The 24,414-nt window shown below is 73.2% G+C and carries 22 protein-coding genes; 5 read left to right on the top strand and 17 right to left on the bottom strand.

The window, feature by feature from the left end; all coding sequences use genetic code 11:
* Window positions 1-24: 24 nt before the first annotated feature.
* The 6 genes from pstA to ACZZ97_RS11635 form a co-directional block, all read right to left on the bottom strand.
* On the bottom strand, window positions 25-1,122 hold the full coding sequence (gene pstA / locus ACZZ97_RS11660; protein WP_314101487.1) for a phosphate ABC transporter permease PstA: 1,098 nt from the start codon (window positions 1,120-1,122) through the stop codon (window positions 25-27).
* On the bottom strand, window positions 1,122-2,084 hold the full coding sequence (gene pstC, locus ACZZ97_RS11655; protein WP_314101485.1) for a phosphate ABC transporter permease subunit PstC: 963 nt from the start codon (window positions 2,082-2,084) through the stop codon (window positions 1,122-1,124). The genes pstA and pstC overlap by 1 nt, the downstream gene beginning before the upstream one ends.
* Window positions 2,085-2,235: 151 nt before the next feature.
* Window positions 2,236-3,333 carry a phosphate ABC transporter substrate-binding protein PstS gene (locus ACZZ97_RS11650; protein WP_399540032.1) on the bottom strand — a complete coding sequence of 366 codons (1,098 nt, stop codon included), beginning with the start codon at window positions 3,331-3,333 and terminating at the stop codon, window positions 2,236-2,238.
* 280 nt (window positions 3,334-3,613) lie between these two features.
* Window positions 3,614-4,558: an NUDIX hydrolase gene (locus ACZZ97_RS11645; RefSeq protein ID WP_123547839.1), complete on the bottom strand. Its 945-nt coding sequence runs from the start codon at window positions 4,556-4,558 to the stop codon at window positions 3,614-3,616.
* The gene (locus ACZZ97_RS11640; protein WP_123547840.1) at window positions 4,555-6,723 is read right to left on the bottom strand and encodes an RNA degradosome polyphosphate kinase; all 2,169 of its coding nucleotides are present in this window, start codon (window positions 6,721-6,723) and stop codon (window positions 4,555-4,557) included. Before ACZZ97_RS11640 ends, ACZZ97_RS11645 begins: the two co-directional genes overlap by 4 nt.
* A gap of 115 nt (window positions 6,724-6,838) precedes the next feature.
* A complete protein-coding gene (locus ACZZ97_RS11635; protein ID WP_463473261.1) occupies window positions 6,839-7,801 on the bottom strand; it encodes a DMT family transporter in 963 nt (320 codons plus the stop codon).
* A gap of 34 nt (window positions 7,802-7,835) precedes the next feature.
* Here ACZZ97_RS11635 and ACZZ97_RS11630 point away from each other — a divergent pair, with 34 nt between their 5' ends.
* The gene (locus tag ACZZ97_RS11630; protein ID WP_463473260.1) at window positions 7,836-8,444 is read left to right on the top strand and encodes a TetR/AcrR family transcriptional regulator; all 609 of its coding nucleotides are present in this window, start codon (window positions 7,836-7,838) and stop codon (window positions 8,442-8,444) included.
* A gap of 96 nt (window positions 8,445-8,540) precedes the next feature.
* Here the strand turns inward: ACZZ97_RS11630 and ACZZ97_RS11625 are convergent, their stop codons facing one another.
* The 11 genes from ACZZ97_RS11625 to ACZZ97_RS11575 all read right to left on the bottom strand — a co-directional run bounded on the left by ACZZ97_RS11625 (window position 8,541) and on the right by ACZZ97_RS11575 (window position 20,969).
* Window positions 8,541-8,759: a hypothetical protein gene (locus ACZZ97_RS11625; protein ID WP_123547843.1), complete on the bottom strand. Its 219-nt coding sequence runs from the start codon at window positions 8,757-8,759 to the stop codon at window positions 8,541-8,543.
* Between the two features lie 167 nt (window positions 8,760-8,926).
* Window positions 8,927-10,087, bottom strand: coding sequence for a hypothetical protein (locus tag ACZZ97_RS11620; protein WP_463473259.1), 1,161 nt, complete (start codon window positions 10,085-10,087; stop codon window positions 8,927-8,929).
* A 13-nt stretch (window positions 10,088-10,100) separates the two neighbouring features.
* Window positions 10,101-14,501, bottom strand: a complete 4,401-nt coding sequence (locus tag ACZZ97_RS11615; protein WP_463473258.1) for an FtsK/SpoIIIE domain-containing protein — start codon at window positions 14,499-14,501, stop codon at window positions 10,101-10,103.
* On the bottom strand, window positions 14,498-15,583 hold the full coding sequence (locus tag ACZZ97_RS11610; RefSeq protein WP_463473257.1) for a hypothetical protein: 1,086 nt from the start codon (window positions 15,581-15,583) through the stop codon (window positions 14,498-14,500). The genes ACZZ97_RS11615 and ACZZ97_RS11610 overlap by 4 nt, the downstream gene beginning before the upstream one ends.
* Window positions 15,580-16,269: a hypothetical protein gene (locus ACZZ97_RS11605; protein WP_463473256.1), complete on the bottom strand. Its 690-nt coding sequence runs from the start codon at window positions 16,267-16,269 to the stop codon at window positions 15,580-15,582. The genes ACZZ97_RS11610 and ACZZ97_RS11605 overlap by 4 nt, the downstream gene beginning before the upstream one ends.
* Window positions 16,266-16,880, bottom strand: coding sequence for a hypothetical protein (locus ACZZ97_RS11600; protein WP_314101791.1), 615 nt, complete (start codon window positions 16,878-16,880; stop codon window positions 16,266-16,268). Before ACZZ97_RS11600 ends, ACZZ97_RS11605 begins: the two co-directional genes overlap by 4 nt.
* Window positions 16,877-18,355 (bottom strand): hypothetical protein, encoded by a 1,479-nt coding sequence (locus ACZZ97_RS11595; protein ID WP_463473255.1) that lies wholly within the window; start codon window positions 18,353-18,355, stop codon window positions 16,877-16,879. The genes ACZZ97_RS11600 and ACZZ97_RS11595 overlap by 4 nt, the downstream gene beginning before the upstream one ends.
* Window positions 18,355-18,645, bottom strand: a complete 291-nt coding sequence (locus ACZZ97_RS11590; protein WP_314101794.1) for a hypothetical protein — start codon at window positions 18,643-18,645, stop codon at window positions 18,355-18,357. Before ACZZ97_RS11590 ends, ACZZ97_RS11595 begins: the two co-directional genes overlap by 1 nt.
* Window positions 18,646-18,757: 112 nt before the next feature.
* Window positions 18,758-19,051: a WXG100 family type VII secretion target gene (locus ACZZ97_RS11585; RefSeq protein WP_133738336.1), complete on the bottom strand. Its 294-nt coding sequence runs from the start codon at window positions 19,049-19,051 to the stop codon at window positions 18,758-18,760.
* 410 nt (window positions 19,052-19,461) lie between these two features.
* Complete coding sequence (gene mshD / locus ACZZ97_RS11580) at window positions 19,462-20,292, bottom strand: mycothiol synthase (protein WP_463473254.1); 831 nt, start codon at window positions 20,290-20,292, stop codon at window positions 19,462-19,464.
* Complete coding sequence (locus ACZZ97_RS11575) at window positions 20,289-20,969, bottom strand: winged helix-turn-helix domain-containing protein (RefSeq protein ID WP_123547852.1); 681 nt, start codon at window positions 20,967-20,969, stop codon at window positions 20,289-20,291. Before ACZZ97_RS11575 ends, mshD begins: the two co-directional genes overlap by 4 nt.
* Window positions 20,970-21,089: 120 nt before the next feature.
* On the opposite strand from ACZZ97_RS11575, the gene ACZZ97_RS11570 reads away from it, so the two are divergent.
* From ACZZ97_RS11570 to ACZZ97_RS11555, 4 genes are all read left to right on the top strand, one after another.
* On the top strand, window positions 21,090-21,383 hold the full coding sequence (locus ACZZ97_RS11570; protein ID WP_314101798.1) for a hypothetical protein: 294 nt from the start codon (window positions 21,090-21,092) through the stop codon (window positions 21,381-21,383).
* 197 nt (window positions 21,384-21,580) lie between these two features.
* The gene (locus ACZZ97_RS11565) at window positions 21,581-22,216 is read left to right on the top strand and encodes a nitrobindin family protein (protein ID WP_123547854.1); all 636 of its coding nucleotides are present in this window, start codon (window positions 21,581-21,583) and stop codon (window positions 22,214-22,216) included.
* Window positions 22,209-23,336, top strand: a complete 1,128-nt coding sequence (gene ygfZ, locus ACZZ97_RS11560; RefSeq protein WP_463473253.1) for a CAF17-like 4Fe-4S cluster assembly/insertion protein YgfZ — start codon at window positions 22,209-22,211, stop codon at window positions 23,334-23,336. The genes ACZZ97_RS11565 and ygfZ overlap by 8 nt, the downstream gene beginning before the upstream one ends.
* 5 nt (window positions 23,337-23,341) lie before the next feature.
* Complete coding sequence (locus ACZZ97_RS11555) at window positions 23,342-24,406, top strand: FUSC family protein (RefSeq protein ID WP_463473252.1); 1,065 nt, start codon at window positions 23,342-23,344, stop codon at window positions 24,404-24,406.
* Window positions 24,407-24,414 lie beyond the last annotated feature (8 nt).

Below are 24,414 nucleotides of genomic sequence, written 5' to 3'. Positions count from 1 at the left end.
GAGGGACGAGGAGGCGCGTGGCCGTCAGCGGCCGAGCTTGGGGGCGAAGAGGCGCGCGATGAGGCGGGCCAGCAGGTTAAGCGCCATGACGATGAGGATCAGCGTCAGGGCCGAGGTCCACGCCCGGTCGATGTACGCGGCCGCGTCGGTGCCCTGGCTGACGTACGAGCTGTAGGCGAAGACCGGCAGCGACTGCATGCGACCGTCGAAGAGGTCGTAGTTCATGCTCGCCGTGAAGCCGGCGGTGATGAGCAGCGGGGCCGTCTCGCCGATGACGCGGGCGATCGAGAGCATGACGCCGGTGGTGATGCCCGCGATGGAGGTGGGGAGCACGACCTTGAGGATCGTCAGCCACTTCGGCACGCCGAGCGCGTAGGCGGCCTCGCGCAGCTCGTTCGGGACGAGCTTGAGCATCTCCTCCGTGCTGCGCACGACGACGGGGATCATCAGCACGGCCAGGGCCACGGAGCCGGCGGCGCCCATGCGGACGCCCTCGCCGAAGAAGATCACGAACAGGGCGTAGGCGAACAGGCCGGCGACGATCGACGGGATGCCCGTCATGACGTCGACGAAGAAGGTGATCGCGCGGGCCAGGCGGCCGCGGCCGTACTCGACCAGGTAGATGGCCGTCAGCAGGCCGATCGGCACCGAGATGACGGCGGCGAGGGCGGTGATCAGCAGGGTGCCGGTGAGGGCGTGCAGCCCGCCGCCGCCCGCGCCGACCACGTTGCGCATCGACATGGCGAAGAAGTCGCCGTCGAAGCGCGCCGCACCGGAGGTGACGACGGTGAAGAGGACAGAGATGAGCGGGATCAGCGCGAGGATGAACGCGGCGCTGACCAGGGTGGTGACGACGCGGTCCTTGGCGCGGCGGATGCCCTCGACCTGCATCGAGATGACGAAGACGAGCGCGGCGTACAGGATCGTGCCGAGCACGATGGCGGCGACCCAGTTGAAGGTCTCGGTGACGCCGCCGGCCTGCAGCAGGCCGAAGACGACGAGCATGATCGCCCAGCTGCCGGCGAGGATGACCAGGGGCGAGGCCTTGGGCAGGCGTCCCGTGGTGAGGGTGTTGACGGTGCGGCTGGCCGTGCGGGGACGGTCCTGGGTGGTCGTGGCCATCAGTTCGCTCCCGAGAAGGCCTTGCGGCGGTTGATGACGATGCGGGCGATCGAGTTGACGACCAGCGTGATGACGAAGAGGACGAGGCCCGTCGCGATCAGCGTGTTGATGCCGATGTCGTGCGCCTCGGGGAACCTCAGGGCGATGTTCGCGGCGATGGTCGACGAGTTCGTCGAGGTGAGGATCGCGGGGTTGATCACGAGAGCCGGCGACAGCACGAGGGCGACGGCCATGGTCTCGCCGAGGGCCCGGCCGAGGCCGAGCATCGAGGCCGAGATGATGCCGGGGCGGCCGAAGGGCAGGACCGCGACCTGGATCATCTCCCAGCGGGTCGCGCCCAGCGCGAGGGCCGCCTCCTCGTGCAGGGTCGGCGTCTGCAGGAACACCTCGCGGCTCAGCGCCGTGATGATCGGCAGGATCATGACGGCGAGCACGATGGAGGCGGTGAGCAGCGTGCGACCGGTGCCCGACACGGGACCGGCGAACAGCGGGAACCAGCCGAGGTTGTCGGCCATCCACGCGTAGACGGGCTGCACGGCGGGGGCGAGGACGATGCTGCCCCACAGGCCGAAGACGACCGACGGCACGGCGGCGAGCAGGTCGATGACGTAGCCGAGGCCGGCGGCGAGGCGGCGCGGGGCGTAGTGCGAGATGAAGAGCGCGATGCCGATGGCGACGGGGAGGGCCATGACGAGCGCGAGCGCGGCGGCGTAGACCGTGCCGAAGGCGAGCGGGCCGACGTACTGCCAGAACGAGTCGGGGAAGCCGGACAGCGAGATGTCGGCCGGGTCGGCGATCACGGCGGGGATGCTCTGCGCGACCAGGAAGATCGCGACGGCGGCGAGGATGGCGAGGATCAGGCCGCCGGCGACGACGGTGCTGCCCGAGAAGATCCGGTCTGCGGGGCGACGCGGCGCACGAGGTGCTCTGACCTTCGTGGCGGTCGATGCGGGGGCGGTCATCGGACGAGGTCCTCCGGGTGGGTGCTCGGTGTGCGGGCGGTGCTCGGGTGGCGGTGCGGTTCTGCCGATGGTGCTGATCGTACGGGTGCCCCTGTCAGGGCGACGGCCCGGGACCGCACGGCGTGCGGTCCCGGGCCCGGTGTGGCAGGTGCTACTTGATGAGCGCGATCGCGTCGGCGACCTGGCCCGAGAGGGTGCTCGAGATGGGAGCCGAGCCGGCGGCGTCGGCCGCGACCTGCTGGCCCTCGTCGCTGGAGACGTACTCGAAGTACGACTTCACGAGCTCGCCCTGGGCGGCGTCCTCGTACGACTCGCAGCCGATGAGGTAGCTGACGAGCACGAGGGGGTAGACGCCGTCGGCGGTCGAGGTGCGGTCGAGCTCGATGGCGATGTCGCCCTCGGTGCGGCCTTCCTCTTCGGGGGACTCGTCGACGATGGCGGCGGCGGCCTCGGCCGAGTACTCGACGAACTCCTCGCCGACCTTGATCTTCGCGACGCCGAGGTCGCCGGCGCGCGAGGCGTCCGCGTAGCCGATGGTGCCGGTGCCGTTGGTCACCGCGTCGATGACGCCCGAGGTGCCGGAGGCGCCCTCGCCGCCCTCGAGGGGCCAGACGCCGTCGGGCTCCGACGACCACACGTCGGGGCTGTTGGCGTTCAGGTACTCGGTGAAGTTCTCGGTGGTGCCCGAGTCGTCCGAGCGGTGCACGGCCGTGATGGGCGTGCTGGGCAGGTCGGCGTCGGGGTTGTCGGCCTTGATCTCGGCCGCGTCCCACGTGGTGATCGCACCGCTGAAGATGCCGGCGATGGTGGCGGGCGAGAGGTTGAGCTCGTCGACGCCGTCGAGGTTGAAGACGACCGCGATGGGCGAGACGTAGACGGGCAGCTCGACGATGCCGGTGTCGGGGGTGCAGCCCGCGAAGGTGCTCGACGAGATCTCGTCGGCCTTGAACGCGCGGTCCGAGCCGGCGAAGGCCGCGGCGCCGGAGATGAAGCTCTCACGGCCGCCGCCGGAGCCCTGCGGGTCGTAGTTGACGGTCACGTCGGGGTTGGCGGTCTGGAAGCCGGCGACCCAGGCCTCCTGGGCGGCCTGCTGGGACGAGGCGCCGATGCCGGCGATCGTGCCGGAGAGGTCGGAGGAGGCGCCGTCGGACGAGGAGCCGGAGCCGCCCTCGTTGGAGGCGCAGGACGCGAGGAGCATGGTGCCGACCGCGGCGATCGCCACGATGCTGCCGGTGCGCTTGAAGTTCACAGAGGTTCCTTCTCGGGATGTGGTGCTGTGGGGTGCTGGGGGGCCGGTGCTGGCCCGTTGCGAGACGCTACGTCGGGCGGTTAACCACGGTCGTCTGCGATGGTGAACGGGAGGTTAACGCGGGGGGAACATCGGCCGGGCGTGCCCGCCGCCACGGTGCCGCGGGGCCAGGATCACCCGCCGGGTCCACCCGTCGCGCCGGCCCGGGGCCCGGCCCGACACGGCTCGCGCCCCGCGGCAGGGCCACGGGGCGCGAGGAGAGGCAGGTCGTCGGCAGGCCTCAGAGCACGGGGCCGTGCGTCTCGACGGCGACGAGCGCGGCATCGGAGCACGACACGTGCAGCACGGTGTACTCGCCGGGACTCAGCGAGGAGGCGCGGCGCAGGTCGAGCCGGTGGCCCCCGACCGTCCCCGCGGCGATCTGCCGCACGATCTCGGGCAGCACCGGGGCGTGCGTGCAGAACACGGCCGGCACCCGCTTCTTCAGGCGCTTCGCGACCACGCCGGTCACGTCGTCGTCGTGGCGGTCGAACGCGTCCTGGCTGATCGAGTCGCTCTGCTTGACCCCGACGCGGGTCAGCGCCGAGACCGGCTCGAGCGTCGCGAGGCAGCGGGCGGCCGTGCTGCTGATCAGGCGCTGCGGGGCCCACGCGGCGATGCCGGGCGCGATCGACTTGGCCTGGCGGCGGCCCTGGGGCAGGAGGGGGCGGGTGGCGTCCGAGCCGCTCCAGTCGCCGGGCGACGTCGTCTTCGCGTGCCGCAGGGCCACGAGGGCGAAGGTGCGGGCGGCGCCCGAGGCGACGCGGTCGGCGAACCGGTCGAGCACCTCCGCGTCCCGTTCGTAGGTCAGCTTGGCGCGCGCCTTCTCGATCGAGACCCACTCGATCGCGGCGACCTCGCTGTTGGGCGTGAAGCGCCCTGCCTCGGCGAAGGCCTCGTCGGTGACCTCGGCCGCCCAGTAGTGCACGATCTTGTCCCGCCCGCCGGGCATGACGTACTCGGCGGTGCCGAGCGGGGCCCCGAGGGCGACGCGGTACCCCGTCTCCTCCCGGATCTCTCGGACGGCCGTCTGCGGCGTCGACTCGCCGGGGTCGACCTTGCCCTTGGGCAGCGAGACGTCGCCGTGGTGCTCGCGGTGGATGAGCAGCACGCGCGCCTTGCCGTCGACGAGGCGGAAGCAGACCGCGCCGGCAGCGACGATCGTCGTGGGGGCGACCGTGCTCACCGGCTGGCCCGGCGGCGCTGCGTGATCTGCTTCATCAGCACGTTCTGCATGTCGGCGAGCGGCGCGTCCGACGCGTCACGCGCGTGGCGCGTCCAGGTGCCGTCGCTCTCGAGCCACCACGACGCCGTCTCGTCGGACATCGCACGGTCGAAGAGCTCGGAGACCTGGTCGAGGTGGTCCTGCTGCGTGAGGCGCACGAGCGCCTCGATGCGGCGGTCGAGGTTGCGGTGCATCATGTCGGCGCTGCCGATGAAGACCTGGGGGTCGCCGTCGTTCGCGAACCAGAACAGGCGCGAGTGCTCGAGGTAGCGACCGAGGACCGACCGCACGCGGATCGTGTCGCTCAGGCCGGGCTGGCCCGGCTTGATGGTGCAGATGCCACGCACCCAGACGTCGACCGGCACGCCGGCCTGGCTGGCCTTGTAGAGCGCGTCGATGATCTGCTCGTCGACGATCGAGTTGATCTTGATCTTGATGCCCGAGGGGCGACCGGCCTGCGCGGCCTCGATCTCGCCCTGGATCTGCTTGAGCAGCCCGCGGCGCAGGTAGCGCGGCGCGACGAGGAGTCGCTTGAACTTCTTCTCGATCGCGTAGCCCGACAGCTCGTTGAACAGGCGCGTCAGGTCTTTGCCGACCTGGTCGTCGGCGGTGAAGAGGCCCATGTCCTCGTAGATGCGGCTCGTCTTCGGGTTGTAGTTGCCCGTGCCGATGTGCGTGTAGTGCCGCAGTCGGCCCTTCTCCTGGCGGATGACGAGCGCGAGCTTGCAGTGGGTCTTGAGCCCGACCAGCCCGTAGACGACGTGCACGCCGGCCTTCTCGAGCTTGCGGGCCCAGGTGATGTTGTTCTGCTCGTCGAAGCGCGCCTTGACCTCGACGAGGGCGAGCACCTGCTTGCCCGACTCGGCGGCGTCGATGAGGGCCTCGATGATGGGGCTGTCGCCGCTCGTCCGGTAGAGCGTCTGCTTGATGGCGAGGACGTTGGGGTCGGCCGCCGCCTGCTCGAGGAACGCCTGCACGCTCGTCGCGAACGACTCGTACGGGTGGTGCACCAGGATGTCCTGCCGGGCGATGCTCGCGAACATGTCGGGCTTCATGTTCGGCTCGGTCGGCTGCAGCTGCAGGGCCGTCTGGGGCAGGTGCTTGGGGTACTTGAGGTCGGAGCGGGGCATCTTCGTGATCTCGAAGAGGCCGGCGAGGTCGAGGGGGGCCGGCAGCCGGTAGACCTCTTGGTCGGTGACGTCGAGCTCGCGGACGAGCAGCTCGAGCGTGACCGGGTCCATGTCGTCGGTGATCTCGAGGCGGATGGGCGGGCCGAAGCGCCGACGCAGCAGCTCGCGCTCGAGCGCCTGGATCAGGTTCTCCGACTCGTCCTCGTCGACCTCGACGTCCTCGTTGCGGGTGACGCGGAACACGTGGTGCTCGACGACCTCCATGCCCGGGAACAGGTCTTGCAGGTGGTTCGCGATCAGGTCTTCCAGCGGGATGAACCGCACGCGCCCGCTGTCGTTGTCGGGCAGCTGCACGAAGCGCGGAAGCATCTGCGGCACCTTGAGGCGCGCGAACTCCTGGCGCATCGTCTTCGGGTTGCGGACGCGCACCGAGAGGTTCAGCGAGAGGCCCGAGATGTACGGGAACGGGTGCGCGGGGTCGACGGCGAGCGGCATGAGCACGGGGAAGATCTGCTCGGTGAAGATCTCGCGCATGCGGACGCGGTCGGCCTCTTCGAGGTCGGACCACTTCTCGATGTGGATGCCCGCGTCGTCGAGATCGGGCTTGACCAGGTCGAGGAACGCCCGGGCGTGCCGCTCTTGCAGGTCGTGCGCCTTGGCGTTGATGTCGGCGAGCACCTCGTTGGGGCCGCGGCCGACGTTCGTGGGCACGGCGAGCCCGGTGGCGATGCGCCGCTTCAGGCCGGCGACGCGGACCATGAAGAACTCGTCGAGGTTGCTGGCGAAGATCGCGAGGAAGTTCGCGCGCTCGAGCAGCGGCGTCGTCGGGTCCTCGGCGAGCTCGAGCACGCGCTGGTTGAACGCCAGCCAGCTGAGCTCTCGGTCGAGGTACCGCTCGGCGGGGAGCGTGCCGTCCTCGAAGCTGACGATCTCGTCGAAGTCGTCGAGGAAATCGGGGGTGACGCCGGCGCCGTCGACGCGTGGTTCGCTGTCCATCGCACCATCGTGCCACCCCTGGTGGCCGCCGACGTCCCCGCCACGTGAACGGCTGGTGACGAGGCCCGGCCCGGCGGCTGTGGAGAAAGCACGGGAGAGGCGCGACGGAGGCGCCTCAGGCGGCCGCGAGGGCCTCGCCGACCGGTGCGCGCCTCCCTCGTCCGCCGGCCAGCACGAGGGCGGAGCCGGCGCCGCTGAGCACGAACCCCGCGAGGGTCCACGCCGTGAGCGGCTCGCCCAGGAGCAGGGCGCCGGAGGCCGCGGTGGTCGGCGCGACCAGGAACAGCAGCGCGTTCAGGGCGGTCACGCCCAGCCGGCGCAGCAGCCACCAGTAGAGCCCGTACGCGGCGAGCGTCGGCACCAGCGCCGACAGCACGGTGGCGGCCCAGAACGAGGGCGACGGAGGCGGCACGAGCGTCCCGGTCGCGGCCGCGAGCACCACGAGCGCCGCTGCCGTCACGCTCACGTGCACCGTCAGCGTCGTGAGCACGGGCAAGTCCGCCCCGCCGCGCCGCTCGACGAGCGTGCCGGCGATCAGGCTCGCCATGGCCAGCGCCGGGAGGGCCCAGGCCCACGCCGGCGCGTCCGAGTCGCCGAGCTGCGACCCGACGACGAGCACGACGCCGATCGCCCCGACTCCGAGCCCGGCCCACTGCGCGCCCCGCACGCGCAGCCCGAGCAGCGGTCCGACGAGGGTGGCGACGACGAGCGGCTGCACCGCGTCGACCAGGGCCGTGCTGCCGGTCGCCACCCCGGCGCCGACCGCCGCGTAGACGAACACGACGTAGCCGAACTGCGCGAGCAGCCCGATCACGGCCTGGCGCCGCAGCTCGACGCGGGGGACGCCGCGCAGCCGCCCCCGGGCGGCGGCCACCGCGACGAGCAGCACCGCGAGCGGCAGGAACCGCCAGAGCAGCAGCGTCGTCGCGGGCGCGTCGACGGTGGCGACGGCAGCGATGGTGAAGCCCGAGCTCCACGCGAGGACGAACGCGGCGGCGGCGAGAACCGTGACGACGCCGGGCGCGCGGCGCGCACGGCCCCTCTCGCGGTCGTTCTGTACACCGATCTGTTTAGTCATGCCCCTGACTATACAGATGGGTATAGTCACGGGCATGGTCGATCTCACCCCGCCCGAGCTGCCCTCCCTCACGCCGGGTGCGCGCCGCCTCCTCGACGCCGCCTCCGACCTCTTCTACGACCGCGGCGTCCACGCCGTCGGCGTCGACACGATCGCCGAGGCGGCCGGCGTCACCAAGAAGACCCTCTACGACCGCTTCGGCTCGAAGGAGGCGCTGGTCGTCTCGTACCTGCAGCACCGCGACGCGAGATGGCGCGCCCACCTCGCCGCCGAGCTGGCCCGCACGCCCGAGCCCGGCCCCGAGCGGGTGCTCGCTGTCTTCGACGCGACGCTCACCTGGGCCGCCGACAACTCGCCCAAGGGCTGCGGCGTGATCAACGCCCGTGCCGAGGTGGGCGGCCCGGACGTCGGCGGGCCGGTGCTGCCTGAGCTCACCCGGCAGAAGCGTTGGATGCTCGCGCTGGTCGCCGACCTCCTCGCGGAGGCGGGGCTGGGGCGGGACGACGACGGCGCCCTCGCGCGGCAGCTGATGCTGCTGCACGAGGGCGCCCTCGTCACGCTCGGGATGGCGACCTTCCCGCAGCCGGTCGAGACGGCACGCGACCTCGCCGCGGCCCTGCTCGCCGGCGCCGGTCGCCCCTGACCGGCCCCGGCCTCAGAACCCCGCCGCGAACGAGTCGTCCCCCCGGATGACGTCGCCGCGGCGCCGTCGTCCGGGGGGACGAGATGGGAGAGCTGCCTACTTCTCTTCCTGCTTCAGGGCGATGCCGAGGGCGAAGAACGTGGGCGCCCAGTGGCCGATGAAGATGCCCCAGCGGTCGGACTGGGCCTTGTCGTTGGAGTCCTTGCCCTGCGACGCCAGCCAGGCGACGAGCGCGATGACGATGGAGGCGAAGCCGCCCCAGTAGGCGTGCTCGCTCTTGACGCCGAGGTCCGAGATGAATTTGACGGGGTTCATGGTGTTCTCCTGCAGGTCGTGGACGATCCGATGACGACAATCCACTCCCTCAGGCTGTGAGCGGCGTGCCAGGTCGGGGTGCAGCTCCGAGTAGGCCGCCGACACGCTTCCGCGTACCCCGGCGCGTACCCCAGTCCTCACCCGGGGGTCTGGCGGGGCTCCTGCCGTCAGTACTGCAGCAGCGTCGACGTGAAGGTCGCGCCCTCGGCCGTCACGTCCGGGACGACCCCCTGGATCGGGACCCGCACGGAGCCCACCGAGTTGAAGGTGCCGGTGGAGCCCGCGCCGTCGCTGACCGTCGAGGTGAAGACCGCCGACCCCTCCGTCGTGTCCTCCACCTGCCAGCCCTGGCTCGTCCACTCGCCTATCTCGTAGACGGGCGTCGTCTCGAGCGTCCACTTCTGGTCGGTCAGCGTGTAGCCGGTCGGCTCGTTGAGGATCTGGAAGCTGCAGCCGGCGGGCTTGAGGTCGGGGCTGGCGACGCACGCCGCGAGCCACGCGTCGACGGCGGCGCGTGCCGACGCCTGGCCCGTGTCGGTCAGCGTCGCGACGAGCGTGGCGGGGCTGCCGGTCGAGGAGGCGCCGGTCGCGATCCCGACGACGTCGTCCGCCGCGTAGGCGCCCGCCCCGTCGAGCGTGGCGGGGTAGCTGCCGGGGAACGCCCGCAGCTCGACCGTGTCGCCCTCGGCTCCGGCGTGGGGCACCTCGACGCCGGCCGCCGTCACGACGGCGGCGTCGGGCGCGCCGACCTGGACGGTGAGGGTGCCGAGCTCGACGGGCGTGAGCGTCCACCGGTCGAAGAAGAGGAGGTCGGTGCCGTCCTTCTCGAGCGTGAACTGCTGGTCGTACACGGCGCCCGCCTCGCCGCCCTGCTGGACGACGGCGTAGACGGCAGCCGTGTCGCCGTCGACGCGCGAGCCGGTCACGCGCCAGCCCGTGACCCCGTCGGTGACGCCCGCGTAGGCGTCGTTCGTGAGGAGCACGTCGCCGTCGCCGACCTCGGTGCCGTCGAGCGACATCGCCTGCTCGACGTCGCCCTGCTGCACCGCGTCGAGGTAGGCCACGACGGCGGCCTGCGGCTGGTGCGTGGCGGCCGTGCGGCCCACCACGACGGCGGCGACGACGCCGAGCGCGAAGAGCACGGCGGCCCCGCCGAGGAGCAGCGTGCGGCGACGGCTCCACCCCCGACGCCAGCTCGGTGGCGACGACGACGACGACGGCGACGGCGAGGGGGGCGGCGACGGCTCCGGCTCCGGTCCCGACGTCGGACCTCCGCTCGCCCCCGGTGCGGCCTGGCCCGCGGCCTGCGGCAGTGCGTCGTCGCTCATCTGGTCCCCCTGGTCAGTCGTGACCGGCCAACACTACCGCCGCCCTCGTCGGCGCCACGGGCACCTGCACGGTGAGGGGCTCGCCGCTGCCAAGGTGCACCAGCGCCCGCCCGGGGACGACCCGCGACGACACCATCGACCGTGTCACCCGGACGCCGACGAGGTCGCCGTCGAGGGTCGCCTGCGGGCTGAGCAGCGCCCCGCGGCGGTTCTTCTTCGCCTCGACCTGCCAGCCCGAGAAGCCCGCGCAGAGGCCGTTCGCGTTGCCGCCGAGCACGAGCGCCCGGCGGTGGTCGGCCGCCGACTGCACGAAGGCGCGGAGCCACTGCTTCGCACTCACGTCGAGCAGCAGCTCGCCGTCGTCGACGATCAGCGCCACCGGCCTGCCGTCGGGCGCGAGCAGGGGCGCGAGGTCGTCCTCGACGAGGTCCGAGCCGGTCAGCACGCCCCGGACGCCGGGGTGCCCGGCCAGCCCGCGGAGGGGCGAGGGGCGCGGGGCGGCGACGACGATCTCGGTGCCGGCCCGCAGCAGCGACTCGGCGATGGTGAGCAGCATCGTGCTGCGGCCGCTCCGCGACGGGCCGGCCACGACGAAGGTCGGGGCGTCCGCCTCGAGGTCGATGCCCTGCGCCGTCATCTCGTCGCCGCCCACGCCGACCAGGGCCCAGAGCGGTCGGCTGGCGTCGGCACCGGCGAGCTCGAGCGCCGCGTCGAGGTCGAGCTGGCTCGGCAGGTCGTCCACCCGCAGGGGGGAGGTGCGGCGGAGGCCCCGCGGCTCGACCGCCTGCAGGCGCTCGGCCAGCGCGCGCACGGCGGCCACCTGCGCCTGCCCGCTGACGTCGTCGCCGAGCACGCCGACCTGCACCTCGACGCCGCTGCCGGAGCGGAAGCCCCGGCCCGGGCCGATCTCGGCGGGCAGCGTCTTGTGGTCGATCGTGGCCAGGCTGTAGTCGAGCCGGTCGGTGAGCCGCAGCACGACCTTGTCGTCGGTGAGCACCGCCATCCGGCTGGTCAGCAGCGACCGGTCGCCCGAGATGACGAGGTGCAGGCCCGCGCCGGCCCCGTCGCGCAGCATCGCCTGCACCGAGTCGGTCAGGCGCCCGCCGTCGAGCTCGCCGAGCGTGCCGACGAAGTTCTCCCACCGGTCGATCAGCACGAGCACGTGGGGCAGGCGGTCCTCGGGCGCGGCCGTGGCCCGCTGCTCGGCGATGTTGGCGACGCCGGCGGCCCCGATCACCTCGTGCCGCCTCCCCATCTCGGCGACGAGGCGGTCGATCAACCGGGTCGACCGCTCGAGCTGGGTGCGCTGCGCGATCGCGCCGGTGTGCGGGAACCCGGACAGCGACGTGATGCCGCCGTTGCCGCAGTCGAGGCCGTAGAGGTGCAGGTCGTCGCTCGACACCGCCGAGGCGGCCGCCGCCGCGATGCTCCGCAGCGCCTGCGAGCGACCGGAGCCCGGAGCGCCGACGACGTAGAGGTGCCCGAGCTGGTCGAGGTCGATCGTGGCGGCGCGCTGCTCCTGCCGGTCGGGCAGGTCCTCCGTGCCCCAGCGGAAGGCGAGGGGCGCACCCTGGCCGGCCCGCGCCTCCGGCGGGACCAGGTCGAGCGGCACCACGGCCTCGAGTGGCGGCAGCCACGGGCTGCGCTGACGGCCGAGGCCCGACAGCTCCGTGGCCCGGCGCAGGGCCCCGACGAGCACGGTGAGGTCGGTCTCGACCGCGGTCGCCCCGGTGGCGGGCCGGGTCGGCAGGGCGAGGGCGGCGTCGCGCCAGTCGAAGAGGCGGACGAACGGGGGAGCCGTCGTGCCGTCGCTGTCGAGGGCGCTCCGCCCGCCCACGCGGGCCGACTGGAACGGCACGACCGACGAGTGCCCGAGGCGCGCGTAGGCACGGCCGGGCAGGGACTTGGCGATGCGCGCCGCGTCGGGCACGTCGATCACGTCCGAGCTCTCGCCCGTGTCGGTCATGCGCAGGGCCACCCGCAGGTTCGTGTTCGCGCGGATCTCGGGACTGATCACGCCCGACGGCCGCTGCGTCGCGAGGATGAGGTGCACGCCGAGCGACCGGCCGCGCTGGGCGATGCCCACGAGCCCGCTGACGAAGTCGGGCAGCTCCTTCGCCAGGGCGGCGAACTCGTCGATGACGATCAGGAGGCGCGGCAGGCGCTCGCCGAGGCCGCCGCGGGCCAGGTGCTCGTCGTGGTCCTCGACGTCCTTCGCGCCCGAGGCGGCCAGCACGTGCTCCCGCCGCGTCAGCTCGGACCGCAGCGACCGCAGCGCACGCTCGACGAGGTGGCTGTCGAGGTCGGTGACGAGGCCGACCGTGTGCGGCAGGTCGGCGACCGCCGCGAACGCCGCGCCTCCCTTGTAGTCGACGAGCACGAACGTCATGGCGTCGGGCCGGTTCTCGACGGCCAGCGACGCGACGAGCGTCTGCAGGAACTCGGACTTGCCCGACCCGGTGGTGCCCGCGACGAGGCCGTGCGGGCCGTCCGAGACCATGTCGATCGAGAACGGGCCGTCGATCGAGACCCCGACGACCGCCGAGGTCGAGGCCCCGCCGTCGCGCCGCCAGCGCTCGGCGAGCAGCTCGCCGGTGGGGTGCTCGAGGCCGAGGACGGGCAGCAGCGCCGCCGAGTCGGGCACGAGGCCCGCTGTCTCGCTCGAGCTGAGGTCGCGGACGGGCGAGAGGTCGCGGGCGACGTCGTCGTACCAGTCGTCGACGACGAGGTCGGCCAGCACGTCGTCGAGGTCGGCCCGGCCCTGCTCGCGCACCGTCAGCCGCGTGTCGGCGTGCTGCACGACGGTCGCCGTGCACTCCTCGGGCAGCTGCCACTCCTCGGCGTCGAGGCAGACGACGCGGATCCCGTGCTCGGGCCCGTCGCGCAGCAGCCCCACGACGCCCGGCATGGCGCGCAGGCGTCGGGCGCCGTCGAGCACCACGACGTACTCGGGCGAGAACCGCGCGGGGCGGGAGGAGTGCGACGCCGTCGACGCCGCACGTCTCTCCTGCAGCACGAGCGAGAGCTCGGCCAGGCGCCGGCCGATCGTCTCGCCGTCGGCGCCGATCGCCGCGAGGGCGTCGTCGCCGTCGCCCGGGCGCGCGTGCGGCAGCCAGGTCGTCCACTCCCACTCGGGCAGCGCCGCCACCGACGTGAGCACCACCAGCCGCACGTCGTGCGGGCTCTGCGCGACGGCGAGCTGGCCCACCAGCCAGCGGCCGAGGAGGCGCGGTCGATTCCCGGCCCCGGCCACCCCCAGCACGCCGGTGCGGGCCAGCGACAGCACGACGGGCACCTGCCGGGTCGTGCCGGTGGCCGTGCTCCGCTGGTCGGTCGAGCGCTCGTCCTGGATCTCGACCGTGCTCGGCAGGTCGGCCGTGCCGACGCGGACGTGCAGGTGGTCGGGGTCGGTCGGACGGCGCTCCCAGAGCCGGTGCGTGGGCACGCGGGCGGCGGTGCGCAGCTCGGCCGCGTCGGCGGCGCGCGTGCGCCGACGGTCGCGCTCGGCGTCGATCGAGTCGTCGACCCAGCCCTCGATCCGCGCCACGAGCTCGCGGTGCTCGGCGAGGGCCTTGCCGTGGCTCTTCTTGCCGTTGCGGCGGTTCGTGACCGTCGTGCCGATCATCATGATCGGCGACATGAAGGCGAACATCAGGTAGAACGCGTGCTGGAACGCCACGGCCATCACGATCCCGAAGACCGCCGGCACGGCCGCCATGATCCAGGGCAGGGGCGAGCGCTGCGGCGGGGCGGGCACCCGCGGGATCACGTACTTCACCGGCGGCGTCGGCGGCAGCAGGCGCGGCGGGCGGTTGTAGTCGACCCAGCCCGAGTCGGGCGCGCGCAGCAGCACGACGTCCGGGACGGTCGCGGGCAGCGCGGCGAGCACGGACTCGCCCAGGCGCAGGCGGGCCTCGGGCGGCCACGGCGTCCACTCGGCCGTGAGCGGCGCCTCCTCGAGCAGGGCCGGGGCGGCTGCGCCGCCGACGCCCTCGGGCAGCACGGCACGCACGCGGACGGCTGCGTCGAACGAGACGTCGACCTCGGCCACGGCGGGCAGGTCGGCGACCCCGGTGACCAGGTGCCCGTCGGGGTCGACGGCGAGGAGGGTCCGTCCGACGACGAGCGGCGCAGAGCGGCCGGCCCCGACGCCGCCGACGAGGCGCAGGTCGACGACGCCGGGGGCGGCACGGCCGGGAGGCGCGGAGCCGACGTGCAGGAGAGCCCCGTCGAGCAGGCCGCTCGTCGCGAAGGTCGCCTGCTCGTCCACCCCCTCGGGCATCCGCGAGACGGTGCCGACCTCGCGGCCGATCGCGTCGAGCACGAGCGCGAGCGGCGTCTCGCCGGGGGCGTCGACGACGAGGTCGGAGCGCGTCCCGGCGACGTCGTCGGAGACGGTGAGGACGACCCTCATCGGGCCGGCACCGCCTCGCCCGGGCGGGTGGCGCCTCCTCTGCTCGCGTCGCGTCGGCGGCCGACCGGGGCCGTCCCCGGGGCGACCGGCAGGGAGGGCGCGGGCGGCGACGACGGAGCGTCCTCGGCGGCCGACCGCGGCAGCCCGGCCGGCACGGCCACGGCGTCGTGGCCGTTCAGCGCGACGTCGACCCAGCGCAGCTCGCCGACGGCGTCGCCGACCAGCGTGCCGTCGCGGCGGGCGGTCAGCTGCCAGCGCACCTGGTCGTGCCGGGCGAGCAGCACGACCCCCCAGCCGTTCTCGGGTCGTTCGAGGGCCGAGCGGAGGGCGGTCCAGGCCGAGACCGAGGGCACCTCCGAGAGGAACAGCACCCCCGAGGAGGCGCCCGTCACGACGGCGTCGAGGGCGTCGTCGAGCGACAGCAGGGCACCGGCCGCCACCTCGTCGTCGCGGACGCCGACGCGCAGCACCGCGGTCGACCGGCTCCAGGGCGAGGTGGCGAGCTGGTCGGCGATCCGACGTGCTACGGCCAGGCGGGCGGACCGGTCGCCGTCGATCCCGAGGACGCCGTGCAGCGCGTGCAGCCCGACGAGCACACGGCCCTCGGGGGACGACCCGAGCGCGACGACCGTCGCGAGCCCGTCGGGGCGCCGCGCCGGCAGCGCCTCGCGCTGCACCAGCTCGACCGGGGCCGACCAGCGGCGGCCGTCGCGGCCGGTGCTCCACGGGGCGGGCGGCGCGACGGTGGGCGTGACGAGGTCGACGTCGATCCGCTCGGCCCCGACGACGACACGGGCGAGCCCGGGGAACACGACGTGCTCGCGCTCGCACGAGGCGAGGAGCACGCGCAGCGCCCGGTCGGCGGCCCAGGTCGCCGAGGGGTCGCCGCGCACGTCGTCGGCCCAGGCGGCGGCCTCGACCTTGACGACCCGGCGCGACGCGACCCAGACCGGGATCGTGAACGCGAGCACCGCGACCGTGAGCAGCACCGCGACCGTGAGGGCCAGGTCGCCGAACGGCTCGAGCATCGGGGGCAGGTCGACCGCGAGGGCCGTGGCCGTCACCGCGCCGAGGACCGTCACCGTGCCTCCTCGGCCGCGACGACGGCGAGCTCGACCGGGGTCGGGTCCTCGCCCGGCACGTCGGTCCAGCGGAACGTGGTCATGATCGAGTCGAACAGCTCGACGAGGGCGTCGGCGAGGCGCTCGCTCGGCTCGTCCCCGTACACGGCCGACCAGGTCAGCACGACCCACCGCCCCGGCCGGTGAGGCACCGAGATCGTGTAGACGACGCGCCTCGACCAGGTGCGCTCCCACGAGCCCTCGGCCTGGTCGGAGGCGATCGTGACGGCCGTGCGGGCGGCCGCGGCGCCGTCGACGTCGCGCAGGCCGTCGAGCTGTCCGGCGTCGCTCAGCAGGTCGGCGACGATGCGCACCGGCTCGGTCTCGGACTCGTCGTCGACCTCGGCCTCGCTGAGGCTGACCGGCAGGGCGAAGCCGTCGATCGAGGCGGGCAGGTAGACGGCGTTCGCGCCGGCCCGCCCCGCCTCCTCGACCGCGTCGGTGAGGCGACGCCTCAGCTGACGGCGCAGCGGCTCCGCGCTGTCGCGGGGCAGGTCGTCGGGCAGCGCCTCGCGCACGATCCGGTCGACCTCGCGAGCGAGCTCGGCGGTCTGCTCGGCACGTGCCGGCAGCCGGGCCCAGCCGACGGGCAGGGCCAGGGCGAAGGAGGCGGCGGGCGCCGCCGTGGGGGAGGTCGCGGTGGTCATCGGGTCGTCTCCTGCAGGTCGTCGGCCCGGTCGACGAGGCGCACGCGTCCGGCCAGCTCGACGACGGCCGGCGTCTGGAGCGGCACGAGCCCGAGGTCGGTGCTGCGCCACGTGGTGGTCACGTCGAGGCCGTCGCGTCGTGCGGCGGCGGTCACGGTGACCCAGACGCGGCCCTCGAGGTCGAGGTCGAAGCGGGTCACGACGACACCGGGGCCGACGTCGTCGGGCAGCTCGTCGATCAGGGGCGCCTCGAGCGGCGAGCCGCCCCGGGCGCGGCCGAGGTCGAGCAGGTCAGGGGCGTCGTCGCCGGTCAGGCCCGCGTCGACGACCACGGGCAGTGGCCAGGCGCCCGGCACCGAGAAGCCGGCGGCGAGGCGGGAGGTCTCGCCCAGCGTGGCAGCCATCGCGAGCAGGCCGTCGAGTGCACCGTCGACGTCGAGCACGGGGGGCGTGACGCCGCCGGTGCGGTCCACCTCGTCCGAGAACGCGAAGAGCGCCGCAGCCGCCTCCCGCCAGGGGCCGGACGCCATGTCGGCGGGCGGCACGATCAGCCAGGCGGGCGGGTCGACGTCGACGACGACCGTCGGGCGGGCCGGGGCCGCACCGGTCACAGCTTCTCCGCCTCGGCCTCGGCGACGGAGGGCGTGCCGCCCGGGAAGTTCGCCTTCGCGTCCTCCCAGCCCGTCCAGCGGGCGAGGTCGTCACCGAGGCCTGTGGGGTTCGCGCCGAGGCTGAACGCGGTGCTGCCCCAGCCGAACACCTTCGAGCCGCCCGTGAAGTAGACGAGCTCCTGGACGCGCATCGAGGTGAGGCTGATGCCGCTGGCCTTGGCCTTGGTCGCGATGTCAGCCAGGCCCTTGAGCCCGTCGACCCCGATCAGCTTGTCGAGCGACCAGCCCTTCTCGCCGAACTGGTCGATGATCGCCTTCTTGTCGAACTTCAGGATGTCCCCGGTCCGGCCGACGTTCCACCAGTTCGGCTTGACCTCCCCGAGGTCGGCGGCCTTGAACTGCTTGACCGCCGAGGCCTGGATCTCCTTCATCCGCACCGGGAGGTCCTTCAGGCGCGTCACCGTCGCCTCGACCGTGGCGCGTCCGGCCAGGAGGTCGTCGAAGATCTGCTTGCGCCTGACCGTCTGGTTGGCGGTGAACGCCATGGCCGCGTGGGCGTTCTTGGTGATCTTCGCCGTGTGGGCGGCGCCGCCGGCGATCATCGTGCCCTTGGTGACGTTCGTCGCCTTGGTGATCAGCGCACCTGCTCCGAGCGACAGGATGCCGATGCCGGCCATCAGCACCGTGACCCACGACGCGTCGCCCATGGCCGCCTGCGCGATGGTCGCGGCGAACGCCACGCCGGCGGTCACAGCCGCCATCAGGCTGACGAAGCCGAGCCCCGGGATGATGATCGCGATGATGGCCAGGGCGATCCCGATCCACGTGAGGATCTTGATCAGGATCGCGAGGAACTTCTTGAAGAAGGCGCGGATCTTGTCGCCGAGCGTGTCGTGCAGCCCGTCCTTCCAGGCGCCCCTGATGGTCGAGGAGGCGGCGTGCCCGGCAGCGTCGAGGTCGGCCTGGGCGCGGCGGAGGTGGGCGATCGCGGCGGCGGAGGCGCCCTGGGCCGAGTCGAGCGCGGCGTCCTTGGCGCGGCCGGCCCCCTCCTCCTCGCTGGTGAGCGGCGGGGCGTCCTTCGGCCGGTCCGCGCGGGGGTCGGCCATCCCGGTGGCCTGCGACATCGAGTCGCGGGCGGCCACCGCCTCCTGCAGGGCCGAGGCCGACTCGGCCAGGCCGTGCTCGAGCTGGGGCAGGTACGACCGCAGCGCGTCGCGGACGGCGTCGTAGCGCCCGGACATCTGCTCGAGCGAGGCGCCGACGGCCTTGCTCTTCTCGCGCACCTTGTCGGCGCCCTGGCCCTTGAAGTGCGTCTCGTCGCCCTCGCCGATGCGCTTGAGCACGTCGGCCTGCTCGTGGATGGTGCGGGCCATGTCGTCGTAGAAGGCCGCGAGCACCTTCACCTGGTCGACGTCGGCGGACATCGGGTCGTCGTTCTCGTGCAGCAGCGACCACTCGCCGGGACGCGCGCCCATCAGACGGTCTCCGTGCTGATGCTCTTCGCCATCTCGCCGTCGGCCTCGTCCCAGGTCTCGCTCATCTCGACGAGCTTGTCGTGCAGCTTCGAGACGTCGTCCTTGATCTTCTGGCGGTGGATCTTCCAGTCACCGGCGAAGTCGCGCATGGCCCGGTTCAGGTCCCTCTGGCCGAAGATGTCGTGGTTCTCGTCCCTGCCCGACATCTGGTTCCCCAGTTCGTCGCGCACGCGGGAGAGGGAGTCGATCGAGGTGCGGAGGGCTTCTCCGTCGACGATGAGATCTGGCATGGGGCGTCCGTTCGTGGGGCAGGCCGAAGGAGGTGGGGCGGTCGAGGTGGGGCGGAGGGGGAACGCCGCGGTCCCGCCCCGCGACGGGGGCGGGCGGGACCGCGACGGCGCGCTACTTGAGCGCCTTGGCCAGCTCGGAGTCCGTCTGCTCGAGCGCCTCGGCGGCGCTGTTGAGGTACGAGCTCATGCCCTCGAGGCCCTGGATGGTCTTCGTCGCGCCGTCGTTGAACTCCTGGTACGAGGTGCCGAAGGCGACGGAGGACTGGTCGGTGACGTAGCCGCCGCTGATCAGGCTGTCGACCTGCGCCTTGAGCTCGCGGAGCTTCGACTCGATGTCGGCCTCGCCGTTGGTCAGGCGGGTGGCCGCGTCGCGCATGTCGCCGTAGGTGACGTTCAAGTTGGGCATGGTGCTCCTCGGGGTCGTCTTCGATGTGGTCGCCCGAGCCGTGCTGGTCGGGCGTGATCGGTGGCCCGCCGGGGCGAGCCGAGATCGAAGCTAAGCCGTCGTGGCCCCCGAGCGGGGGCCGGTAACCTGGTGTTAATCTCGACGACCGAACTATCTGGTCCGCCCCTGCGGCCCGTACTCGCGGGCATCGCGCGGGTGACCTGCGCTTCTTGCGCATCGCGCACGAAGTTGCACAGAAATGTGCACGAGATGCAGATCACCCGTTCGTTAACCCCTTCCGGGGTACACGGTGCGCAGCCTCGGAGAGTCGTGCTCCGGGGGACGGGACCCTTGGAGCGAGGCGGCCTGTCCGCCGATCGGCCGTCGGATCGGGGGACAAGCCGTCGGACCGCGAGGCCGACGCCGGGCCGTCAGCGCCCGAGCGTGTACTGCACGTCGACGGCGTGGTCGACGAACCCGCGTGCCGCGTAAAGCCGCAGCGCGGCCGTGTTGTCGCCCTCGACGTAGAGGGCGGCGGTGTCGACGCCCCGGTCGAGGAGGCGGGCGAGGCCGGCGTCGACCACCGCCCCTCCCAGGTGCTCGCCCTGGTGCTCGGGGCTGACGGCGACGGCGTAGAACTCGCCCGGCTGGTCGGCCTCGAGCTTCAGCCAGCACGAGGCGAGCAGCTCGTCGCCCCGCCACAGCAGCACCAGGTCGCCCGCGTCGAACCAGTCGTCGGCCTTGCGGGCGTCGAGGTCGGCCTGGGTCAGCGAGCCCTGCTCGGGGTGGTCGGCGAAGGCGCGGGCGTTGAGGTCGAGCCAGGCCGCGTCGTCGACGCCGGGCCGGAAGGCGGCGATGCGGTCGCCGTCGCGGAGGCGCGGCGTGCGTCGCTCGACGGGCGCGCGCTGCTGGAGCAGCCGTCGCGTCTCGACCAGGCCGAGCTGTGCGGCGAGGGCGCGGGCGCCGGGGTGGTCGCCGTGCGCCCAGAAGGCGAGCGGGCCGGTCGTCTCGTCGACGACTCGCTGCGCGAGCGCCGAGCCGAGGCCGCGTCGCCGGTGGTCGGGGTGCACCACGAGCTCGACCTCGCCGGGCCGGAGCACTGCGGCCGCGTGCTCGTCGCCGAGCAGTCGTGCCTGACCCGTGCGGACCTCGACGAGCGCCTGGTCGTTGACCGGCGGGCTGCCGTCGACGACCTGGGCCGCCCGCGCCAGCGCCTCGAGGCCCGCAGCGTCGAGCTCGGCCGGATCGAGCTCGGAGGTCATCGGACGACCGCGCCCGGCTCGTCGTCGTACACGTTGAAGCGGTAGCCGACGTTCCGCACCGTGCCGATCAGCGACTCGAGGTCGCCGAGCTTGGCGCGGAGGCGACGGACGTGCACGTCGACGGTGCGCGTGCCGCCGAAGTAGTCGTAGCCCCACACCTCGCTCAGCAGCTGCTCGCGCGTGAAGACGCGGGAGGGGTGCGTGGCGAAGAAGCGGAGCAGCTCGAACTCCTTGAAGGTGAGGTCGAGCGGCCGGCCGTGCACCTTGGCCGAGTAGCTGGCCTCGTCGATCACCACGCCGGACGCGTGGATCTTCGAGCCCGTCTGCGACTGCGCCAGGCGCCCGACCACGAGGCGGATCCGGGCGTCGACCTCGGCGGGGCCCGCGGTCTCGAGGACGACGTCGTCCGCGCCCCACTCGTGGTTGACGGCCGTGAGGCCGCCCTCGGTCAGCACCAGCACGAGCGGCACGGTGACGCCGGTCGTGCGGAGGATCTTGCAGAGCGACTTCGCGCTGGCCAGGTCGACGCGGGCGTCGACGAAGATCAGGTCGCTCGACGGGGCGTTGACGAGCTGGGCAGGCTCGGCCGGGATCTGCCGCGTACGGTGGCTCAGGAGGGCGAGCGCGGGGAGCACGTCGGAGGAGCCGGCAGAGGTCAGGACCAACAGCTGTGCCACACGGACCTCCAGTGAATGTACTGTCGAACAGCCTAGGACAAGCGCGACGACCGCCACGACCAGCCCGACCACCCCGATGCTAGGGCAGGAGGCGCAGGTCACGAACGAGGGACGACCCCAGTGAGCACAGCACCCGACAGCACCCCGAGTCGCCTCGCACGCCTCAAGCCGGTGACGATCGTCCCCGTCTGGCTCTTCGCCCTGGTGGCCGGCGTCGTCATCGCGGTCACCACCACCGGCGACGAGCACTACACGTGGCTGTCGCTCGCCCTGGGCGGCTCGATCCTCCTCACGTTCGTCCTGCAGCTCGCGACGAGCGAGAAGGACGGTCTGGTCTCGCGCACGATGCTGGCGCTGTGCGGCAGCCTCGTGCTCCTGGCGCTCGCCACGGGGGTCGTGGCGCTGCTGCGCTGACGCAGGTCGTTCGACGCTGCTCGCACCGCGCCTCCTGCGCCTGTCCATCTCGTCGCCCCCCGGGTAGGCTCGGGGCATGGATTCCTTGCTCGCCCTCGAGATCTTCTACATCGGGCTCCTCGGCCTCGCGTCGCTCGCCATCGCGTTCGTCTCCGTCGTCGTGCTGGTCAAGCTGTTCAAGGGACAGCGCTAGACCCGTGATCGACATCCCCACCGACCTGCCGGCCGAGCTCGTCCCGCTGTCGTGGCTGATCGGCGTCTGGGAGGGCACCGGCGTCGTCGACTACAAGATCGGCGACGGCGACCCCGACGCTCCCGTCGACGGCAAGCCGCCCGCCGTGCGCCGCACGCACGAGTTCGGACAGCGCGTCAGCTTCAGCCACGACGGCGCTCCCTGGCTCAACTACAGCTCGTTCTCGTGGGAGCTCGACGACGAGCGCACGCCCCTCGCGAGCGAGACCGGGTTCTGGCGCCTCGAGCGGCCGGCCGAGGTCGGCGACCGCGGCCCCGGCATGCTGCCCGGCCAGGGCGTCGCGCCGTACTCGACCGCGCAGACCGTCGAGATCCTCCGCCGACCCGACGACGGGTTCGGCCTCGAGGTCCAGCTCGTGCACCCGACCGGCGTCAACGAGCTCTACCTCGGCCGCGTCAAGGGGCCCCGCATCGACCTGTCGACCGACGCGGTGCTCCGGTCGAGCAACGCGAAGGAATACTCGGCGGCGACCCGCATGTACGGCCTCGTCGAGAACGACCTGCTCTGGGCCTGGGACGTCGCGGCCCTCGGCCAGGAACTGCGCACGCACGCGTCGGGTCGGCTGGCCCGCGTTGGCTGACGCCGACCAGGTCCCTGCCGTCGTCTCGCCGTTCTCCGGTCGTGAGGGCTTCGTCGACGACGGCACCGGCGTCGCGGCGCACTACGGCACCCCGGTCGCCGAGCAGCGCGCCCTGGCCGGCGGCACCGCGATCGTCGACCTCTCGAGCCGGGGCGTCCTGACCGTCAGCGGCCCCGACCGCCTCACCTGGCTGCACTCGCTCACGAGCCAGAGCCTCACCGGCCTCGCCCCCGGCGACTCGACCGAGACGCTCCTGCTCGACGCCAACGGTCGCCTCGAGCACGCGGCGCGGGTCGTCGACGACGGCGAGACGACCTGGCTGCTCGTCGACCTCCCCGAGGCGGAGACCCTGCGCGCCTGGCTGGACCGGATGCGCTTCATGCTCCGCGTCGAGGTGGCCGACCGCACCGCGGACGTCGCGACGATCGGCTCGCTCGGGGACGTCGCACTGCCGGTCCCCGTGCTCGCGCCCGCCGGCGTCCCGGTCGTCTGGGTCGACCCGTGGTCCGAGGTCGCCGTCGGCGGCCACTCGTACGCCGACGCCGAGGCCCACCCCGGTCGCGAGTGGACGGCCCGCGAGACGCTCGTCGCGCGGTCCGACCTCGACGCCCTCGCCGCCTCCTCGGTGCCGGCTGCCGGCACGCTCGCGCTCGAGGCCCTGCGCATCGAGGCCTGGCGTCCGCGCCTCACGACCGAGGTCGACGAGCGCAGCATCCCGCACGAGCTCGACTGGATGCGCAGCGCCGTGCACCTCGCCAAGGGCTGCTACCGCGGCCAGGAGACGGTCGCCAAGGTGCACAACATCGGGCACCCGCCGCGGCGCCTCGTGATGTTGCACCTCGACGGCAGCGACTCGGTGCTGCCCGTGCACGGCGACCCGGTCGTGCTCGCCGCCGACACCGCCCGCGAGGTCGGCCACGTCACCTCCTCCGCCGTGCACCACGAGCTAGGCCCGATCGCCCTCGCGCTGGTCAAGCGCACCACCGACGAGGCCGCCCCGCTCGCGGTCCTCTCGGCCGACATCGTCGTCGCCGCCTCCCCGCAGACGATCGTGCCGGCCTCCGCGGGCGCCTCAGCCGGGGTGCCCCGACTGCCGCGCCTGGGGGCCGTCCGCCGCTAGCCGTCGTGGCGCGGCTCGACGTCCGGGCCTCGGCGCGGCGCACGCTCGCGGCCCTGCCCGCGATCGTGCAGATCGTCGTCGCCGTCACCGCGTCGTACTCGATCGCGCACTACGGCCTCGGCCACGCCGTGCCCCTCCTGGCCGTCACCATCACCATCTCGTCGCTGGGCCTCGCACGGGACGCCCGGCCGAAGGTCGTGCTCGAGAACGCCGTCGGCATCCTGATCGGCATCGCCCTGAGCGAGGTCATGCTGCTCGCGCTCGGCAAGGGCCTCTGGCAGGTGGCCGTCGTGTTGCTCGTGGTGCTCGCGGTCGCGCGGTTCGCGTCGCCGAGCGCGGGCTTCGCCGCCGCGGCCGCGACCCAGGCGATGCTCGTCATGCTGCTGCCCGACCCCGACGGCGGCCCGTTCGTCCGCAGCATCGACGGCGCCGTCGGGGGCGCCGTCGCGCTGGCCGTCACCGCGATCGTGCCCCGTGACCCGATCCGCCTCGTCCGCCTCGACGCCCGGATGCTCTTCGCCGAGCTCGCCGCCGCCTTCGCCGCGCTGGTCGAGGCGCTCCGCACCGACGACGTCCGCCGGGCCGACGAGGCGCTGCGCCGCCTCCGCTCGACCCAGCCGCTGCTCGACGACTGGGCCTCGACGCTCGAGTCGGCCGTCTCGATCTCCCGGCTGTCCCCGTTCCTCCGCTCGCGCCTCCCGTACCTGCGGCAGCAGCAGGAGCTGCGCCAGGACGTCGACCTGGCCGTGCGCAACCTCCGCGTCATCGCCCGGCGCATCGACACCGCGGTCGGCGACGGGCGGGACCGCCTCGGCCTCGCCGACGTGCTCGAGAGCACCGGTCGGGCGGTGGCCGTGCTGGGCGAGTCGGTCGACGACGTCGAGCGGGTGCCGGTCGCGCGGGACGCCCTCAGCGCGGTGGCGGCCCGGCTCGACCCGGCGGTCGTCGCGCCCGGGTCGCCCGTCACCGAGTCGATGGTCGTGCTGATGATGCGGCCGCTCCTGATCGACCTGCTGATGGCGACCGGGCTCGACCACGCCGAGGCACGGCGGCGGCTCGCGGCCGTCTGACCGACGTC

The organism is Frigoribacterium sp. AC512, assembly GCF_979258295.1.
The sequence above is the reverse complement of the archived record's forward strand: the minus strand, read 5'-3'. Positions and strand labels throughout refer to the sequence as shown.

Excerpts from the sequence above, each read along its gene's own strand:
- pstA (WP_314101487.1), bottom strand. The coding sequence starts at position 1,122 with ATGGCCACGACCACCCAGGACCGTCCCCGCACGGCCAGCCGCACCGTC.
- pstC (WP_314101485.1), bottom strand. The coding sequence starts at position 2,084 with ATGACCGCCCCCGCATCGACCGCCACGAAGGTCAGAGCACCTCGTGCG.
- ACZZ97_RS11640 (WP_123547840.1), bottom strand. The coding sequence starts at position 6,723 with ATGGACAGCGAACCACGCGTCGACGGCGCCGGCGTCACCCCCGATTTC.
- ACZZ97_RS11635 (WP_463473261.1), bottom strand. The coding sequence starts at position 7,801 with ATGACTAAACAGATCGGTGTACAGAACGACCGCGAGAGGGGCCGTGCG.
- ACZZ97_RS11630 (WP_463473260.1), top strand. The coding sequence starts at position 7,836 with ATGGTCGATCTCACCCCGCCCGAGCTGCCCTCCCTCACGCCGGGTGCG.
- ACZZ97_RS11625 (WP_123547843.1), bottom strand. The coding sequence starts at position 8,759 with ATGAACCCCGTCAAATTCATCTCGGACCTCGGCGTCAAGAGCGAGCAC.
- ACZZ97_RS11620 (WP_463473259.1), bottom strand. The coding sequence starts at position 10,087 with ATGAGCGACGACGCACTGCCGCAGGCCGCGGGCCAGGCCGCACCGGGG.
- ACZZ97_RS11615 (WP_463473258.1), bottom strand. The coding sequence starts at position 14,501 with ATGAGGGTCGTCCTCACCGTCTCCGACGACGTCGCCGGGACGCGCTCC.
- ACZZ97_RS11605 (WP_463473256.1), bottom strand. The coding sequence starts at position 16,269 with ATGACCACCGCGACCTCCCCCACGGCGGCGCCCGCCGCCTCCTTCGCC.
- ACZZ97_RS11595 (WP_463473255.1), bottom strand. The coding sequence starts at position 18,355 with ATGGGCGCGCGTCCCGGCGAGTGGTCGCTGCTGCACGAGAACGACGAC.
- ACZZ97_RS11590 (WP_314101794.1), bottom strand. The coding sequence starts at position 18,645 with ATGCCAGATCTCATCGTCGACGGAGAAGCCCTCCGCACCTCGATCGAC.
- ACZZ97_RS11585 (WP_133738336.1), bottom strand. The coding sequence starts at position 19,051 with ATGCCCAACTTGAACGTCACCTACGGCGACATGCGCGACGCGGCCACC.
- mshD (WP_463473254.1), bottom strand. The coding sequence starts at position 20,292 with ATGACCTCCGAGCTCGATCCGGCCGAGCTCGACGCTGCGGGCCTCGAG.